At 67.0% G+C, this 15,814-nt stretch carries 16 protein-coding genes and 1 tRNA gene; 10 read left to right on the top strand and 7 right to left on the bottom strand.

Annotation, left to right across the window (positions count from 1 at the left end; all coding sequences use genetic code 11):
* Positions 1-145: 145 nt before the first annotated feature.
* Together NKG98_RS17765 and NKG98_RS17760 are read left to right on the top strand one after the other, a co-directional pair.
* Positions 146-862, top strand: coding sequence for a DUF2270 domain-containing protein (locus tag NKG98_RS17765; RefSeq protein ID WP_254767463.1), 717 nt, complete (start codon positions 146-148; stop codon positions 860-862).
* A gap of 302 nt (positions 863-1,164) precedes the next feature.
* Positions 1,165-1,701 (top strand): hypothetical protein, encoded by a 537-nt coding sequence (locus tag NKG98_RS17760; RefSeq protein ID WP_254767462.1) that lies wholly within the window; start codon positions 1,165-1,167, stop codon positions 1,699-1,701.
* A 634-nt stretch (positions 1,702-2,335) separates the two neighbouring features.
* Here the strand turns inward: NKG98_RS17760 and NKG98_RS17755 are convergent.
* The 3 genes from NKG98_RS17755 to NKG98_RS17745 form a co-directional block, all read right to left on the bottom strand.
* Complete coding sequence (locus tag NKG98_RS17755; protein ID WP_254767461.1) at positions 2,336-3,457, bottom strand: tyrosine-type recombinase/integrase; 1,122 nt, start codon at positions 3,455-3,457, stop codon at positions 2,336-2,338.
* A gap of 185 nt (positions 3,458-3,642) precedes the next feature.
* A tRNA-Gly gene (locus tag NKG98_RS17750) sits at positions 3,643-3,713 on the bottom strand.
* 89 nt (positions 3,714-3,802) lie between these two features.
* On the bottom strand, positions 3,803-4,165 hold the full coding sequence (locus NKG98_RS17745) for a DUF7471 family protein (protein WP_254767460.1): 363 nt from the start codon (positions 4,163-4,165) through the stop codon (positions 3,803-3,805).
* A gap of 197 nt (positions 4,166-4,362) precedes the next feature.
* On the opposite strand from NKG98_RS17745, the gene NKG98_RS17740 reads away from it, so the two are divergent.
* From NKG98_RS17740 to NKG98_RS17725, 4 genes are all read left to right on the top strand, one after another.
* Positions 4,363-4,890, top strand: a complete 528-nt coding sequence (locus NKG98_RS17740; protein WP_254767459.1) for a winged helix-turn-helix transcriptional regulator — start codon at positions 4,363-4,365, stop codon at positions 4,888-4,890.
* 124 nt (positions 4,891-5,014) lie between these two features.
* On the top strand, positions 5,015-6,925 hold the full coding sequence (locus NKG98_RS17735) for a NosD domain-containing protein (protein ID WP_254769496.1): 1,911 nt from the start codon (positions 5,015-5,017) through the stop codon (positions 6,923-6,925).
* Positions 6,922-7,659, top strand: coding sequence for an ABC transporter ATP-binding protein (locus NKG98_RS17730; RefSeq protein ID WP_254767458.1), 738 nt, complete (start codon positions 6,922-6,924; stop codon positions 7,657-7,659). Before NKG98_RS17735 ends, NKG98_RS17730 begins: the two co-directional genes overlap by 4 nt.
* Positions 7,656-8,540, top strand: a complete 885-nt coding sequence (locus NKG98_RS17725; protein WP_254767457.1) for an ABC transporter permease — start codon at positions 7,656-7,658, stop codon at positions 8,538-8,540. The genes NKG98_RS17730 and NKG98_RS17725 overlap by 4 nt, the downstream gene beginning before the upstream one ends.
* Before the next feature lie 11 nt (positions 8,541-8,551).
* On the opposite strand, the gene NKG98_RS17720 is transcribed toward NKG98_RS17725, so the two are convergent.
* The 3 genes from NKG98_RS17720 to NKG98_RS17710 form a co-directional block, all read right to left on the bottom strand.
* Positions 8,552-9,142, bottom strand: a complete 591-nt coding sequence (locus tag NKG98_RS17720; RefSeq protein WP_254767456.1) for a nitrous oxide reductase accessory protein NosL — start codon at positions 9,140-9,142, stop codon at positions 8,552-8,554.
* Between the two features lie 88 nt (positions 9,143-9,230).
* Positions 9,231-10,028 carry a ZIP family metal transporter gene (locus tag NKG98_RS17715; protein ID WP_254767455.1) on the bottom strand — a complete coding sequence of 266 codons (798 nt, stop codon included), beginning with the start codon at positions 10,026-10,028 and terminating at the stop codon, positions 9,231-9,233.
* A gap of 28 nt (positions 10,029-10,056) precedes the next feature.
* Positions 10,057-10,734 (bottom strand): class I SAM-dependent methyltransferase, encoded by a 678-nt coding sequence (locus NKG98_RS17710; protein WP_254767454.1) that lies wholly within the window; start codon positions 10,732-10,734, stop codon positions 10,057-10,059.
* Between the two features lie 149 nt (positions 10,735-10,883).
* Between NKG98_RS17710 and NKG98_RS17705 the strand changes: the two genes are divergently transcribed.
* Both NKG98_RS17705 and NKG98_RS17700 read left to right on the top strand, forming a co-directional pair.
* Complete coding sequence (locus NKG98_RS17705) at positions 10,884-11,354, top strand: DUF5793 family protein (RefSeq protein ID WP_254767453.1); 471 nt, start codon at positions 10,884-10,886, stop codon at positions 11,352-11,354.
* A gap of 94 nt (positions 11,355-11,448) precedes the next feature.
* Positions 11,449-12,645 carry an ABC transporter ATP-binding protein gene (locus NKG98_RS17700; protein WP_254767452.1) on the top strand — a complete coding sequence of 399 codons (1,197 nt, stop codon included), beginning with the start codon at positions 11,449-11,451 and terminating at the stop codon, positions 12,643-12,645.
* A 2-nt stretch (positions 12,646-12,647) separates the two neighbouring features.
* Here the strand turns inward: NKG98_RS17700 and NKG98_RS17695 are convergent, their stop codons facing one another.
* Positions 12,648-12,998: a VOC family protein gene (locus tag NKG98_RS17695; protein WP_254767451.1), complete on the bottom strand. Its 351-nt coding sequence runs from the start codon at positions 12,996-12,998 to the stop codon at positions 12,648-12,650.
* Positions 12,999-13,149: 151 nt separating this feature from the next.
* On the opposite strand from NKG98_RS17695, the gene NKG98_RS17690 reads away from it, so the two are divergent.
* The gene (locus tag NKG98_RS17690; RefSeq protein WP_254767450.1) at positions 13,150-13,428 is read left to right on the top strand and encodes a UPF0058 family protein; all 279 of its coding nucleotides are present in this window, start codon (positions 13,150-13,152) and stop codon (positions 13,426-13,428) included.
* Positions 13,429-13,465: 37 nt separating this feature from the next.
* Entirely contained in the window at positions 13,466-15,811 is a 2,346-nt protein-coding gene (locus tag NKG98_RS17685) for a DUF7527 domain-containing protein (RefSeq protein ID WP_254767449.1), read from the top strand.
* Positions 15,812-15,814 lie beyond the last annotated feature (3 nt).

The raw sequence follows: 15,814 nt of genomic DNA, 5'->3' as shown, positions 1-15,814 counted from the left end.
AGCACGACGGGTTCGTTTGTTTCACTCCGAAGCCAATGAACCAGCCGTTCAGTAGACCTGCGTACTATTCGATGTTCTCCAGTACTAACACTCAGATTACGCCGTCACCATCACTGCTTATGGAGCGAGGAGGTGTCTCTCCTTTATGACCGATTCGGGTAGCGACGAGTTCGACCCAACAGCACCAGATCACCGGGAGATCGGCCGCAAAATGGTTGACGACAGTACGGGACTCGGTTCGGTGATGGCCCACGCCTATCGCGGAGAGATAGACCGAGTGGGGACGTGGCGGCAGCGCCTCGACGAGACGACGAAGTGGGGGGTGACGCTGATGGCAGCAATCTTGACGTGGGCGTTTTCGAGTACCGATAACCCACACTATATCTTGCTGATCGGGATCGTTGTCGTCACCATCTTTCTGGGCATCGAAGCACGGCGGTACCGGGACTACGATGTCTTTCGCTCTCGTGCTCGAGTCATCCAAGAGAACCTGTTCGCAAACGCCCTCGATCCGTCCCAAGGCACTGAAAGTCACGACTGGCGAGCGGAACTGAGCAGGGACTATCGCAGGCCGACGCTGAAAGTCTCGTTCCACGAAGCACTCGCAAACCGGCTCCGGCGTGTGTACCTTGCTCTGCTCAGTGTTCTATTGGTCGCGTGGGTCTCCAGGATTACAGCGTTCGCGCCGCGCCAAGACTGGCTGACAACCGCTGGAATCGCCCGTATCCCCGGGATTGCTGTGGTTGCCATTGTGGGTGTGTTCTACGTCGTACTGCTGGGCGTCACCTTCTGGCCCCACGAGCGCCATGCCAAGGGAGAATTCCGTGAAGGGGACCCGGACGACTGGAAAGAGAACCAATAAATCCGTTCTCTGTACTGAGCGATCACTGCCTTCGCAGATCGCGCCTACCGAGTGACACATTCGCGCTATCTATTCAGCAGAAGCTGAACGTTCTGTTCGAATTATGTCAGGAGATGCCTGCTGAATTCAGAGGATTAGTACAGCACGACGGCATCGTTTGTTTCACACCGAAACAGACGTACCAACCGCTCAGTACAGTCGAATCAGATAACAGGCCAGCGAAAACCCATCTGTTAAGTGCCAAAGAAACACCCACGTCTGAATCAAGGACTATATTACACACTACACTTACTTATCATAAGATGCCCTCTAGACGGACGGTCCTCGCTGCCGCAACAAGCGTTCCACTCACAGGTGCGGGTTGCCTTGATCAACTCACAGGACCCTCCTTTCAGGAAGCAACCCACCTCACGACACGAAGCCCGATCTTCACTAATGATCCGACTGACTGGAGAGGCAAACCTTTTCGGGCAGAAGTGTTTGCAACGCCGGACGAGTTAACAGCTATATTGGATGAAGAGATTCTCTCTCAACACGGGTATGATCACTACACAGAGTTCGATCCAGACCAGGAATTTGCTGCGATTTTTGCGTCGAAACTGAAGGTGATTCCAGACGGCGTGTATAAGGGGTGGTGTCCGCGAAATGAAGTCGATGGTGACCGCTTCATCTTCCACCTTCCGCTCGCCGAATGGCCGCCCGTACTCGAAGATCCAGATGAAGATTGGGTTCGGTTAAACAGGTGGCGTCGAAATGGCTCTAATCCGCCGACGCGCACAGTAATCAAGGTTGAAATGGTGGACGAAACTGACGGGAAGATCAAAACGTGTTCTGATTGAATTACTTGGCTGTGTCGTCTTGACTCCGGTCGCTCTTTTTCCACGTTTCCTGTCTTGCTATCGATACAATACTCGGGCCGTGTTTAGACGCGAAAATTCGAGGGTAACGAGGTCCACAGACCGAGAATAGACACACAGAGGTTGGAAATAGAATCGTCAACGAGAAACTGGTCTCTACAATTTCGGTTCTACAGCCGTTTTATCGAGGTTGGAGGGACACCATCATCTCGACCGTGGGGCAAAACTCTCGACGAAGTCTCGTCCAGAGGATCAGCATCAAGCCACAGCACCGCTCTCACTAGCGTCTAAACAAGGCCCAATACTCGTGTTCAGTGCGCACACTGTACTGAGCGTTCGCCCTTCCGTGTTGATCGCTCCTCAATCCGTGCCACATTCGCGCTGTGTGTTCATCACGAGAGACTGTGACACAACTTAGATGCTACTGCTTCACTGAGTCCGGTAAGAGCCCTCTTCTTTTCCACGGCCATAGGCGGAACCAGGTTAGAAGACAGGTTAGAATCGGAAGCCAATACCGGACGAATCAGGTTTGAATCCAGGTTTGAAATCGAGCGACTGTATACTGTACAGTGATTAGAGGAAAGGAGAGACCGGATCCCTTGGAGAGGAGTGAGTATTAGTCCCAGTTATTGACTGTTTCCTGACGGTCGTCTACAGGTGCTTGGTCGTACCGGACAGCCATCTCATACGACTTCTGACGTAGCTGTTGTTGGACTGCAGCAGGTCCCTGGTCCCGGCTCATCTGCGTACCCACTGAGTGTCTGATCGAGTACCAGGACATGTCTCTGTTTTTCACCGGGATTCTGGCTTCTTCACACAGCTTTCCGAGTAACCGATTGAGCGAGGAGCTACCGTACGGGTTTCCGTACTTGGTAAGCCACAGTGCTTCTGTCCCCCGGTACTTTTCGTAGTTCTCCCGCTCACTCACCCATTTCCGTAGAATATTCGATGTGCGGTCGCTGAGTGCGACGTGCCAGTTGTCCGTGTTCTTCGTCGACTCATCTTTGGGGATACGGAGCATCCCGTTCTCGAGGTCGAGCCAACTCGTTTTGGCGCGCCCAACCTCCTTGGGCCTCAGACCTGCATCCATCGATGTGTAGACGATCGAGGGATACTTCCACCCGTTCGCTCGTTCCCAGTCATTCCTGGTCACCTCGGTCTTCGGTTTTTCGAACCGTTGCGCCAGATGAGCCTTCCACTTATCTCTCTCACGCGGGTCCAAGGAGTTATAATGAGGTATCGACCCGTATTCGAGACTAGCCTGTTTGATCTTTCTCCGTTCGTCTCCTGTCAGGAAATCTCGTATCTGGTGTGTGGCGCCGCCGCTGGAGAACTTGATCTCGGGTTCCCAGTCGATACTTCGTCCTCTCTCGTGGTTCAGATACTTGAATAGCGATTTGATCGCTTTCTGGACGGCGGCCTTGTGAGTTTTCGATGTCTCCTCGTACACCAACTCCTTGCAGTACTCGTCCGCATGACCGGTCGTGACACGGAGCGTATACCCGTCTTCCTGCCTCCAGATCCACCGGTAGAACTGGTCGATTTTGTATCCTCTCTGCCGCACGGTGTCGAATGCGTAGCCCTCAGCCATCTCCGGATCCTTCCCCAAGTTGAGAAGCCATTTGAGTAACTGGCTCCGGAAGCTGTGGTAGTCCTCGAGCTGCCGCTGATTCAAGTATTTCTCCGACTGCTCCGGAACCACAACGATTCCATCGACCTTGTCACGCTCATCCTGCATAAGCCCTCACCTCCGGCTCCGCGAAAACAGGGGAACCACTGACTATACCTCTAGTAAGCTTGAAACTTCTTAAAACCCGGAGACGGCTCCGGGGTGCGGTACGCCAACCCACGTTGTAAGCTTCGAATGGCATGGTCGGGTCATTGCTGGAAACCCGGAAAACCAACGAGAGAAGTCTTGTGGAGTGCGCGGACCGGGATTTGAACCCGGGCCATGAGCTTGGAAGGCTCAGGTCCTGCCACTAGACCATCCGCGCGCACCCTCCCCTTCTCGGCCCCCGGTTAAGGGCCTTACTTTTTCGGCCGCCGGCGTCCGTGACGGCGAAACACCACGCCGGCGGCCACGTCAGTCGCCGAAACTGTCGGCCGGCGTCCGTGACGGCCCGCGTCGCTGGTAGTAGATCGCCGCCAGCAACACCGCCGCGATGAGGAAGTCGAAGGTGTGCTCGACGAGGTGGTGGACGCCCATCGGGACGACGCCGAAGACCGTCCCGAGGCCGACGACGGTCCGGACGACGAGCGTCCCGAGCGCGAGCGTGATGAGCAGGTACGTCCGCGACCGCCGTCGGCGGTAGGCAGCCAGCCCGATCAGGAAGAGTGCGGTCGTCCCGACGCCCGCGAGGAGGAGGATGACGAGCAGAAGGGGGGAAAAGCGCATCTCGGGCCAGCTCGCGAACGCGACGGCGACGTCTGGATCGAACGCGAACATCGATCGGTCCTCACGTGCCGGTAGGGCGGCTCGTCGTAAAGTACGTACCGACGACCGGTCGCCGCCGAACCTGCCGGACCGTCGAGGGCGAGGAACACGGTTCCTCCGACGGTTTTCACTCGTCGGGAATCGTCGTGCGGCGTTTGCGTACGGACCGACTTCGGGAGACCGATGAGCGCTGCCGGAGGTGAGCCGCAGTGAGCGAGGTTCGCGACCGAATCAGACACCGCGTCCGGGCCGATCCCGGGATCCACTTCAACGAACTTGTTCGGGAACTCGACCTCGCGGCCGGGCAGACCCAGTATCACGTCCACCGGCTGCAGCGGTCGGGAGAACTGGTCGCCGAGCACCTGTACGGGCGCACTCACTACTACCCCGAGGAGTACGGCGAGTGGGACCGGGGCGCGCTCGCCCTGTTGCGCCGCGAGACGAGCCGCGACGTCGTCGCCTACCTCTCCGAGTGCGGCCCGTCGTCGCCCGCGGCGGTCGCGGACGACCTCGGCGTCGCCCGGAGCACGATCGAGTGGCACGTCTCCCACCTCGAAGAGCAGAACCTCGTCGAGAAGCGCTACGACGACCGGAACCGCGTCACCCTCCACCTCGTCGACCCCCACCGGACGGGCGAGTTGCTGGCGCGGGTGACCCCGACGGTCCCCGACCGGCTGGTCGACCGCTTCGGCCGGCTGGTCGACCGCCTGCTCGAGGACGCCGAAGGGGGTCGCTGACGTCGTCGACGGTCGAAACCGGGACGGGGGAGCGGACTCGACCCCCGCCGTTCGAGAGGCGAACCAGACCGCATATAGCCGTCGTCGGGCAAGTGCGACCGTGAATCGACGCGCGCGTCGCTGGATGACGATCGCGGTCGTGGCCCTCCTCGTCACGAGCGCCGTGCCGTTCGCCGTCGACGTCGGCTCGACGTCGCCGTCGCCCGTCGCGTTCGACGACACGGTGTCGGTCGGCCTCGCCCTCGAAAACCAGGTCGGCCTCGACGACGAGGTCGCGTTGCCCCGCGCGCAGGTGTTCTACTCGCAGTACGAGTACGTCGTCGGCTACTACGGGGTCGAGACGTTCGTCGACACGTTCCAGCAGGAGGGACACCAACAGCGGTTCGGCTACCCCCTCGCGGTGTACGTCACCGACTACAGCGGTACCGACGTCGAACTGACCGACGAGGGGTACCCGGCGACCGACGTCGCGGTCGGGTGGACCGACGCCGAACGCGCGTGGTTCGTCGTCGGCAGCGAGGCGACCGCACCCGGCGGGGAGACGGTCGTCCCGTTCTCCGAACGCGCCGACGCCGAGGCGTTCGCCGAGACCCACGGCGGGGACGTCCTGCCGTGGACCGAGATCCTCGGGACGGAGTTCGACGTCGACAACGCCGCCGTCGTCCGCGAACGCGTCGAGGAGCAGGCGGCCGCGGCCGACGAGCGCTCAGCGGCGGCCGACGCTCTCCTCGACCGGCCGACGTCGGTCGTCGTCGGCGAGGACGCCGACACCGTGCAGGCGGCCGTCGACGCCGCGCCGCCGAACACGACCGTCGTCGTCCCGCCGGGGACCTACGAGGAGACGGTCGTGATCGACGAGTCGATCACGCTCGCCGGCGAGAACGCGACGATCGACGGGGGCGGGACCGGCACGGTCGTCGAGGTGCGCGCGGAGCGGGCCGCGGTGACCGGCCTCGACGTCGTCGGCGTCGGCGACACCAACATCGCCGACGAGGAAACCGACGCCGGGGACGAGGACGGCGACTGGGACGAGAGCATCGACCGGTTCTACGGCAGCGGCGACGCCGGCGTCGCGGTCGAGTCGGCGCCCGGGACGGTGATCGAGGGCGTCGCGATCGAGACGCCGGCGAACGGGGTGTTGCTCCGGGATAGCCCGGGCACCGTCGTGCGGAACGTGAGCGTCGATGGGACCGACTCGTGGCGCGACGGCTACATGGGCGTGCTGGCGATCCGGTCGCCCGGCGTGATCGAGGACTCGACGTTCGCCGGCGGGCGCGACGCCGTCTACCTCCACCGCTCACACGGCATCGTCGTCAGGGACAACGAGATGACCGACGGGCGGTTCGGCGTCCACTCGATGTTCACCTCGGACGCCCTGCTCGCCGGCAACGAGTTCCGCGAGCAGGCACAGACCGGCATCTACGTCATGACCGGCCCCGAGGGGAACGCGATCGTGGGCAACACGGTCCGGGAGACCGAAACCGGCATTCGCCCCGGCGGCACCGACTCCTACGTCGCCCGGAACGTCCTCGAAGGGAACGCGGTCGGCCTGCGGACCGACGCGAGCGGAACGATCTACGAGCACAACGTGCTCGCGGACAACGAGCAGGGGATGCAGGCCCGGTCGCTCCTGCCGACCAACCGCGTCGTCGGCAACGACTTCGTCGGCAACGACGAGCACGCGGTCGCCGGCCCCGGCCCGCTGCGCATCTGGACCCACGACGGCCACGGTAACTACTGGCAGGGGGCCGTCGGCACTCCCGACGCCGAAGGCGGCGTCCTCGACCGGCCGTACGCGCCGACCGACCCGGTCGACGCGGGCCTCCACCGCGTCGACGGCACGCCGACGCTCGCGCAGGCGCCCGCCGTCGACGCGCTCGCCGGCTTCCGGGACGCCGTTCCGGGGATGCGGGACGGCAGCATCGTCGACACGGGCCCGACCTGCGGGCCGAACAACCCCGACCTGCTCGCGACGACCGACGCGGCCGACGCGGCCGCCGACTGCACCGTCACACCGACCGATACCGAGCCATGACAGACGAGACACCGACGCTCGAAGCGACGGCCCTGAAACACTCCTACGGCGACGTCCCCGTCCTCGAAGACGTCACGCTGGCGCTGCCGGCGGGGACGGTCACCGCGCTGATCGGCCCGAACGGCTCGGGCAAGACGACGCTGATCCGCGCGCTCGCGGGCCTGCACGAACCGACCGGGGGGACGGTCCGCTACCGCGGGCCGGAGACGGCCCGCGAGATCGGCTACCTGCCCCAGCGACCCGAGTTCCGCCCGGGGTTTACCGCCCGCGAGACGCTCGCGTTCTACGCCGAGTTGCTCGGCGAGGGCGCGGCCGACGCGACGGCACGACTCGAACTCGTCGGCCTCGCGGCCGCGGCCGACCGCCCCGTCGAGGCGCTCTCCGGGGGGATGACCCGGCTGCTCGGGATCGCGCAGGCGACGGTCGGCTCCCCGCCGGTCGTGATCCTCGACGAACCCGGGAGCGGCCTCGACCCGGGGATGCGGGTCCACGTCTTCGAGATCGCGGCCGAACTGGCCGACGAGGGGGCCGCCGTCCTCCTCAGTTCGCACTCGCTCGACCTCGTCGAGCGGACCGCCGACCGGGTCGCGCTGCTCGACGAGGGGCGGATCGTCCGGTCGGGGTCGCCGGCGGCGGTCCGCGACGACCTCGGCGCCGCGACGCTGCTCGAGGCCTACGAGCGGTCCGTCGCCGGCGACGCCGGCACCGTCCGCGTGCGGGGTGAGTCGGCGTGAGCGCCGCCGAGTACGCCGAGTCGACCGCCGAGGGCGCCCGCGAGGAGACCGGCGACGGCGCCGCGCCGGGATCGGCCCGACTCGTCGGGACGGTCCTCGACCGGGAGGTCCGGACGGTCGTCCGGACGCCCGCGTTCTCGCTGCTGGCGGCGGCGCTGGCGGCGGTCCTCCTCGGAATCGCCTGGACCGGCGGGGGGATCGGCGCCGGCTACGTGCCGACGGCGGTCGACCTCCTCACGCCGCTGGAGTTGCTCGTCCCGGCGGTCGCCTTCGCGTTCGGCTACCGGGCGATCCTCGCCGCCGACCGGCGGGGCGAACTGGACGTCCTCGAGACCTACCCCGTCTCGCCCCGGGAGTTCGTCCTCGGCGTCTACCTCGGGCGGGCGGTCGGCCTCGTCGTCGCCGTCGGCCTCCCGCTTGCGGTCGTCGCGGCGGCGGTCGCGCTCTCGGGAACGGACGTCACGCCGATCTACGCGACCCACGAGGGCGTCGACTCGCCGCTGCTGTTCGCCCGGTTTGCCGCCCTGACGGTCGGGTTCGCGCTGGCGTCGCTCGCGGTCGCCGTCGCCGTCTCGGCGCTCGCGACCGCCACGCGGGGCGCGATCGCGCTCGCGGCCATCGCCCTCGTGGGCCTGCTCGTCGGCCTCGACCTCGCGCTCGTCTACGGCTTCGGCGCCGGCGTCGTCGGCGAGTCGAGTCTGGTCTACTCGCTGGCGCTGAGTCCGCTCAGCGCCTACCGCGGACTCGTCCTCGAAACCGCGGTCGTCGTCGCCTCCGGTACCGGGCCGCGGGCCGCCTCGCCGGCCGCCAGCGCGCTCGGCCTCCTGCTGTGGACCGCGGCGTCGCTCGCCGTCGCGACGCTCGCGGTGCGGCGGTCGTAAAAGGAGCCGGGTTACATCATCAGGCTGCTGATCAACTCGCGCGTGACGTCCTCGTCCTCGTAGCGGTCGCCGCCGTGCTCGTCGACGAACGCGTCGGCGTCGTCGGCGTCGGAGAAGCCGATCAGCGACGCCCCCATCGCGCCCTCGACATCGCTGTCCCCGACGAACGTCAGGTCCGTGACGGGCGCGAACGCCTCGGCGTCGAGGTGGGCGCTGATGGCGGTCTCCCCGTCGCTGGTCTCGAGGTCCCAGTCGACCGACGAGTAGTCCGTCGCGTAGGTGACGATCGACTCGTGGCCGGCGTCGGCCTGATCGAAGCCGAACGCGTACGTGCAGGTGCCGCTGCAGAACTGCGCCGGTGCCTCGGGGTCGTCGGTGACCCCGGCGTCCGCCTCGTAGAACGACTCCCCGACGGGGCCGGGGTGTTTCGCGATCATCATGCCGCAGTTGTCGCACTCGCGGCCGTCTTCGATCGAGACCGGGTCCGGGACGTCGTCCTCGCCGAGACAACCGGCGAGGGCACCGACGCCGGCGATCGCGGCGCCGGCGAGGACGGTCCGTCGGTCCACGGTCGAGGTCGCGTCGATCGGTCGTTCGTCCATGGGACACATTTCACGCTCGCGTTCATAGCCCGTCTGGTCCGATCGCCGAAATCCGGCGACGGGGCCGCGGTCGCGGTCCGACCGCCGGTCAGACGGCCGCCAGCGGCACCATAAGGAGCACGCCGACGAGCAGCCCGGAGGTCAGTTCGCGGCGGCCCTTGCCGGGCAGTTTCGACCCCGTTTCGAGGGCCTCCGGGACGAACTCCGACACCACGAGGAAGATCATCGCCCCGGCGGCGAAGCCGAAGCCGAACGGGAGGAACTCGCGGGCGATCCGGACGAAGTAGAACGCGAGGACGGCGCCGATCGGCTGGGGGAGACTCGAGAAGACCGCCCACCAGACCATCTTCCAGTTCGAGACGCCCATCGCGCGCAGCGGGATGGCGATGGCGGTCCCCTCGGGAACGTTGTGGATCGAGATGGCGACCGTCATGAACACCGCCAGCAGCGGGACGGTAAAGCCGAGGACCTGCGTCCCGCCTTCGAGGCCGAGGTCGGCGAAGGAGACGCCGACGGCGACCCCCTCGGGAAAGCTGTGGACGGTCAGGATGCCGAGGATGAGCACGAGTTTCTTGAAGTCGGCGGCCTCGTACTCGCGGGGGTTGACCTCCGCGCCCGAGATGAGGTGGTGGCTGACGACCACCAGCAAGACGCCGGCGACGGCGCCGGGGACGACGTCGCGGAGCGTCCCCTCGGCGAGCCCCTCGGACAGCAGCCCGAACACCGACGCCGAGACCATGATCCCGGAGGCGAGCCCCCAGAGGAAGACGTTCCATCGGTCGCTGATCTCCTCGAAGAAGAAAAACGGGAGCGCCCCGACGCCGGTCGCCAGGGCGGTGATAAACCCGGCGACGAACACGAACACCAGGTTCTCGAGGAGAGCCATTCGTTCGGACCTTCTCAGGGGGGCGCCCTCAATCCATCGATCCCGGCGAGGCGTTCGCGCCGTCTGCCGGTTTCGGGCCGACGACCGCGTAACAGTTCCCGCTGGAGAGTTCCCACTCGCGGCGTGTCAGCGCGCTCGCCTCGAGGTCGGCGACGAACTCCTCGGGGTCGTAGATGTGGTAGAAGCGGTCGACCGTCTCGCCGCCGGGGAGGGTCCATTCGACGGTCGTGTCGAACCCCTCCTCGGCACCGTCGAAGCGGTCGTGGGCCGTGCTCCAGGCGCTGACGAGCGCCCGGCCGCCCGGGGCGAGGACGCGCGCGAGTTCGTCGAGGCTGGCGAGGCGGCCCGCGCGGGTCGGGAGGTGGTGCAGCGTCGCGACGTAGACGGCGACGTCGACGCACCCGTCACACAGCGGGAGGCGAGCGGCGTCGCCCTGCAGGAGGTCGACGGCGAAACCCCGCTCGGCGGCGCGCTCGCGGCCGGTTTCGAGCAGGCCGCGGCTGACGTCGAGGCCGACCACGCGGTCGACGCGCCCGGCGAGGACCTCGGCGTGGCGGCAGTTGCCACAGCCGAGGTCGAGGCCGACGTCCGCGGGCGGTCGGTCGGCGACGAACGACTCGACCTCGGGCCAGGCGTACTCGCGGGTCGACGCGAAGTGGGGGGCGATCCGGTCGTACGTGTCGCGGACGTCGGCCCGGCGGTCCATGCCGGTGGCTCGCGCCGGGGCGGACAAAAGCGTTCGCAACGGCGTCGCGAACGCGTCACGGAACCGACCCGTCCGTGAGAGTGACCGTCGGTCGCCGGTTTCGTCGGCGTTACGTTCATGCCCCGCGAGTCCCAACCGAGTAGTACGTGATGAGGCGCGAGCACTTCACGCTGGACGTCAGCAACGTCGACTGGGTCGAGACCGACGGCGAACCAGAGAAACCCTCGGTATCGATCGACTTCACCGGTCCGGCGTCGATGCTCCGCGAGCGCCTCACTGGTCCCGACGGCGAGATCCTCGACGCCGCAGAGACGGACGTCGCCCTCCGACTCCAGGGTCCGCTCGGCGCCGACGCCACGGGCGTCGTGAGCGTCACGAACCGCATCACCGGCGACTTCGTGCTCGAACTCAACGAGGAGGCCGAGAACGTCCTGCGGTTCATCCGCGCGGCCCGCGGCTACGGCGAGCGCGACGCCGACGACGACGGCCGGTACGAGGTCGCGATCACCCTCGACGGCGACCCGTTCGTCGAGTACGACAAGGGTACCTTCCTCGTCTACGACGACGAGGGGAACCTGCTGCGCCAGCACAGCCTGATCCCCAGCGGCGTCGAACTCTGAGCGCCGAGCGACGCCGGGACCTCGAACCGCGAGTTCCGCCCGCCCGGGACGGACCGGCACCTATAAGTGTTTTAGGCGAGCCTAATCTGAACGAATGCGCGCAGGCACCGGACGGTCGACGGCGACGGAAAAGCGCGTTCTCGGCGTCGACGAGCCCGTACCCGCCGATTCGGCGTCGGCGGCCGCCGACGCGGCGGCGGAGGTGGTGCTCGAACTCGACGGCATCGCGAAGCGCTACGGCGACGAGGACGTCATCTCCGACCTCTCGATCTCGGTCCGCGACGGGGAGATCCTCACCCTGCTCGGGCCCTCGGGCTGTGGGAAGACCACGACGCTGCGGCTGATCGCCGGCCTCGAACGGCCCAACGCCGGCGTCGTCCGCCTCGGCGACGACGCCGTCGCGGGCGACGGGACGTTCGTCCCGCCCGAGGAGCGCGACGTCGGCGTCGTCTTCCAGGAGTTCGCGCTGTTCCCGCACCTCACCGCCCGCGAGAACGTCGCCTTCGGCCTCCGGGACGTGCCCGGGGAGGAACGCGACGCCCGCGTCGAGGACCTGCTCGACCTCGTCGGACTGGCCGACCACGGCGAGGACTACCCCGACGAACTCTCCGGCGGCCAGCAACAGCGGGTCGCCCTCGCCCGGTCGCTCGCGCCCGAGCCCCGGATCTTGCTGCTGGACGAGCCGTTCTCGAACCTCGACGTCGACCTCCGGGTCGAGATGCGCGAGGAGGTCCGCCGGATCGTCAAGGCGGCCGGCGTGACGGCCGTCTCGGTCACCCACGATCAGGAGGAGGCGCTGTCGATCTCCGACCGCGTCGCCGTGATGAACGACGGCGCCGTCGAGCAGGTCGACGCGCCCGAGCGGGTCTTCCAGCAGCCCGAGTCCCGGTTCGTCGCCGGCTTCCTCGGCCACGCGAGCTTTCTCTCCGGACGCGTCCACGGCGACCACGTCGACACCGCGCTCGGGCGGGTCCTCCGCGAGGACGTCCACGGCCTCGCCGAGGAGTACGACCGGACGGTCATCGACCTGCTCGTCCGCCCCGACGACGTGACCGCCTTCCCCGCCGGCGACGCGGAGGCCGACGGCACGGTCGTCTACCGCCGGTACCTCGGGCCGACCGTCCTCTACCGGGTCGAACTCGACGACGGCGAGACGATCGAGTGCATGCACAACCACTCCGACCGGCTCGAACTGGACGAGCGCGTCGCCGTCCGCGTCACCGCCGACCACGAACTCGCGTGGTTCCCGGCGGACCACCGCGAGGGCGACGAGGACGTCGTCGCGGACTGACCTCACACCGGCTCCGTCTCGTGCAGGAACGTCTGGAACTCGATCGTTCGCCCCTCCGGGTCCTCGGCGAAGAACTGGTAGATCCGGTAGCGCTCGTTCTCGTGTGGCTCGTCGGTCGCCCGCTCGCGCAGGCGCTCGTGGGCCGCGTCCACCGCCTCGCGGGTCTCGAAGACGAACGTGAGGACCCCGTCGGTGTCGGCCGCCTCGCGCTCGCAGAAGCCAAACAGCAGGTTGTCGTACTGCAGGATCGTACAGTCGGGCTGTTCGAGCCAGACCGACGCACCCACCTCCTCGACGTAGAAGTCGACGACCCGTTCGAGCGATTCCGTCGCGAAGAACGCGATTCCCGACATGTCCGGAGGTGGAACGGGCGGCGACAAAGGCGTTCCGCGTCCCCGGACCGGTCGTCGGCGGTCCGAATTCCTGCCCCAGTCGCCCGAGAGCGGCGATTTTGCGACGCTGGGCCACACAAACGTTAAATCGGCACCGTTCGTAGACGGCCCCATGCACAAAGACGAACTCCTCGACCTTCACGAAGAGCTCGTGATCATCATGGAGTACTTCGCCGATCGCGAGGAGGTCGACGAGGAACTCTTCGAACCGTACCGCGGGCTCGACGTCGACCCCTCGGACGTCCACAAGTCGAAGAGCGAACACAAACACGCCGTGTTCGTCCTCGGAAACGCGCTCGCGTCGGCGATGAGCGAAGACGAGTTCTCCAGCGCCGGCCGGATCGGCAAGCGCATGGAGGAGCTGGCCGACGACGCGGAGTCGAAGATCTAGGCGAAACGTATTTAGTGCGAATCCGGCTTGTTGGATTATGGACCCGCGCACGCAGGAGCGCGTCGAGCGGTGGGATTCCCGCCCGTTCGCGGGCGGCTACGACGAACTTTCGGATCTCGCCGACCGCGACTTCTCGGGCGCCGTCACCGCCGGCGGCGCGTGGCTGTTCATGCTCAACGGCCGCGTCGTCGGCGTCGTCGACGGCTCGCTCGAGAACTTTCGCGACGCGTCCGGCACCGTCTACGTCGCGCCGGATCCGTCGCTGCCGTTGCTCTGTTCGATGGAGGAACGCGGCGGCGAGACGCGAGCGAAGTACTACACGAACGACACGCCGCTGGAAGAGGCCGACCGGACGCTCCGGGAAGGGTCGTTTACCGGTTACATCGAGTTGAGCGAGAACGTCCTCAGCGGCGACTACTACGTCGTCTACTACGGTGGCCGGCGGATGGCCGCGGCGTACATCGGCAACGCCGAGCGCCTGCTCACCGGCGACGAGGCGTTCGAGCGCGCCGCCGACGAGGTCGGCATCTACCGGGTGATCGACGTCGAGATCGAGGTCACCGACATCCCCGGCCACGAGGGCGACACCGGCGCCGCCGGCCCCGGATCGACCGGTGCGAGCGGTGCGAGCGCCACGACCGACGCCGGAACGAACGACGCGACCGACGCGGGGATGGGCGGCGCCGGCGCGACCGACGCGGCGGGCGGCGCCGCCGGCGGTGCCGGCGGCGGCCCGGGCGCCGACGACCTCCGCAGCGGATCGCTGATCCCCGGCGATGACGACGGCCCGACCGCCGACGAGCCGGCCGGCGCGTCCGCGTCGACCGACGACTCGGCCGAGGAGTCGAACGACCTCGTCACCGAGGCCGAGGGCGGCGACGACCCCGACCCCGACTCCGACCGTCGAGGGATCACCGTGGACGACGGCCACGACGCCGAATCGAACGGGCCGGGGATCACGGACGACCCGGCGGCGTCGGGCGGGGCGGGCGACGCGAACGCCGCGCCGGCCGACGAGACGCCCGACTCGTCGGCCCCGCCCGCGGGCGACCGGTCGAGCCTCGACCCCGACGAACTCGAGGCCGCCGCCGAGGAACTCGCACAGGGGGGCGTCCCCTGGGAGATCGACGGGGAGGAGGCGGACGACGGCGCGGCGGTCGCCGACGCGAACGGCGCCGGAACCGGCGCCGACGGCGAGGTCGAGGACGAATCGCAACTCGAAGAGCCGTTCAAACGCGAGGAGCAGTGGCGCGAGACGCGGCGCATCCCCTCGATCGACCCGGACCGGTCGACCGACGACGACGCGGACGACGACCGGGGCCAGCGGCGGGGCCAGTCGACCGCGTCGTCGGCGTCGACGTCGAACCGCGAGCGCTCGTCGGGTCGGTCGAGCGCCGGGAGCGCCGGGCGCTCTGCCGGCTCCGGCGGCGAGAGCGGCTCGGAGGCCGACGGGGAGGCCAGACTCCAGCGCCTCCAGCGGCGCGTCGAGAAACTCGAGAAGCGCCGGTCGGCGCTCGAAGAGCGCAACGAAGAACTCGAAGGCGAGCGCGACCGCCTCCGGAAGAAAAACCGGGAGCTGTCGTCGACGATCGAGCAGTTGCGCTCGCGGATCGAGAACCTCGATTCCGGGGACGCCGCCGCGACCAGCACCCGCGGGACGGAGCTGTCGCCCCAGCGGGCGCTCTCGGAGACGAACCTCTTCGTCCGGTACGCTTCGAAGAGCGAGCCGACGCTCGCGGCCGCTCACGACGGCGAGGCGAGCCGCGAGGAGGTCGCCACGAACCTCCGCATCGAACACCACACTAGCTTCGACGCCGCGGACGCCCTCGTCGCCGGCCGGCCCTACGAGGAGTTCCTCGCCGACTCGATGGAGTACCGCTTCGTCGAGTGGCTCACCCACACCCTGCCCTACGAGATCCGCGACACCGGCAACGCCGACGCGCTGGGCGACCTCTACGACGTGATCCCGCGGATCGACCGCGCGGAGCTGGGGGCGTCGATCTCGCTGGAGGACGACGACACCGAGGACGTCCCGGACGAGGTGAGCTTCGACGTCGTCGCCTTCGACAAGATGGGGACGCCGCTGCTGGTCGCGACGCTGAACGACTCGCGCGAGCCGGCCTCACAGGAGATGCTCGAAGCCGTCGAGGAGGCGTCGTCGGCGGTCAGCGCCAACTACCCCGACATGGGGGCGTCGCTGGTCATCACGTCGAGTTTCTTCCAGCCGGGCGCACTCGAGGTGGCCGAGCAGGCGACCAGCGGGGGCTTTCTCAGCCGGGGCTCGCGGCTGAGCTACGTCAACCTCACGCGAAAACAGGGGTACCACCTCTGTCTGATGGAGTCGCGCACGGGCGGCTTCCACATGACAGTACCCGAGCTCTAGGTA

This window comes from Salinilacihabitans rarus (genome assembly GCF_024296665.1).
GTDB lineage: Archaea > Halobacteriota > Halobacteria > Halobacteriales > Natrialbaceae > Salinilacihabitans > Salinilacihabitans rarus.
The sequence above is the reverse complement of the archived record's forward strand: the minus strand, read 5'-3'. Positions and strand labels throughout refer to the sequence as shown.

Bases quoted from the DNA above. Each gene is read 5' to 3' on its own strand.
- NKG98_RS17765 (WP_254767463.1), top strand. From the start codon at position 146: ATGACCGATTCGGGTAGCGACGAGTTCGACCCAACAGCACCAGATCAC.
- NKG98_RS17760 (WP_254767462.1), top strand. From the start codon at position 1,165: ATGCCCTCTAGACGGACGGTCCTCGCTGCCGCAACAAGCGTTCCACTC.
- NKG98_RS17755 (WP_254767461.1), bottom strand. From the start codon at position 3,457: ATGCAGGATGAGCGTGACAAGGTCGATGGAATCGTTGTGGTTCCGGAG.
- NKG98_RS17745 (WP_254767460.1), bottom strand. From the start codon at position 4,165: ATGTTCGCGTTCGATCCAGACGTCGCCGTCGCGTTCGCGAGCTGGCCC.
- NKG98_RS17735 (WP_254769496.1), top strand. From the start codon at position 5,015: ATGACGATCGCGGTCGTGGCCCTCCTCGTCACGAGCGCCGTGCCGTTC.
- NKG98_RS17730 (WP_254767458.1), top strand. From the start codon at position 6,922: ATGACAGACGAGACACCGACGCTCGAAGCGACGGCCCTGAAACACTCC.
- NKG98_RS17720 (WP_254767456.1), bottom strand. From the start codon at position 9,142: ATGGACGAACGACCGATCGACGCGACCTCGACCGTGGACCGACGGACC.
- NKG98_RS17715 (WP_254767455.1), bottom strand. From the start codon at position 10,028: ATGGCTCTCCTCGAGAACCTGGTGTTCGTGTTCGTCGCCGGGTTTATC.
- NKG98_RS17710 (WP_254767454.1), bottom strand. From the start codon at position 10,734: ATGGACCGCCGGGCCGACGTCCGCGACACGTACGACCGGATCGCCCCC.
- NKG98_RS17705 (WP_254767453.1), top strand. From the start codon at position 10,884: ATGAGGCGCGAGCACTTCACGCTGGACGTCAGCAACGTCGACTGGGTC.
- NKG98_RS17700 (WP_254767452.1), top strand. From the start codon at position 11,449: ATGCGCGCAGGCACCGGACGGTCGACGGCGACGGAAAAGCGCGTTCTC.
- NKG98_RS17695 (WP_254767451.1), bottom strand. From the start codon at position 12,998: ATGTCGGGAATCGCGTTCTTCGCGACGGAATCGCTCGAACGGGTCGTC.
- NKG98_RS17690 (WP_254767450.1), top strand. From the start codon at position 13,150: ATGCACAAAGACGAACTCCTCGACCTTCACGAAGAGCTCGTGATCATC.
- NKG98_RS17685 (WP_254767449.1), top strand. From the start codon at position 13,466: ATGGACCCGCGCACGCAGGAGCGCGTCGAGCGGTGGGATTCCCGCCCG.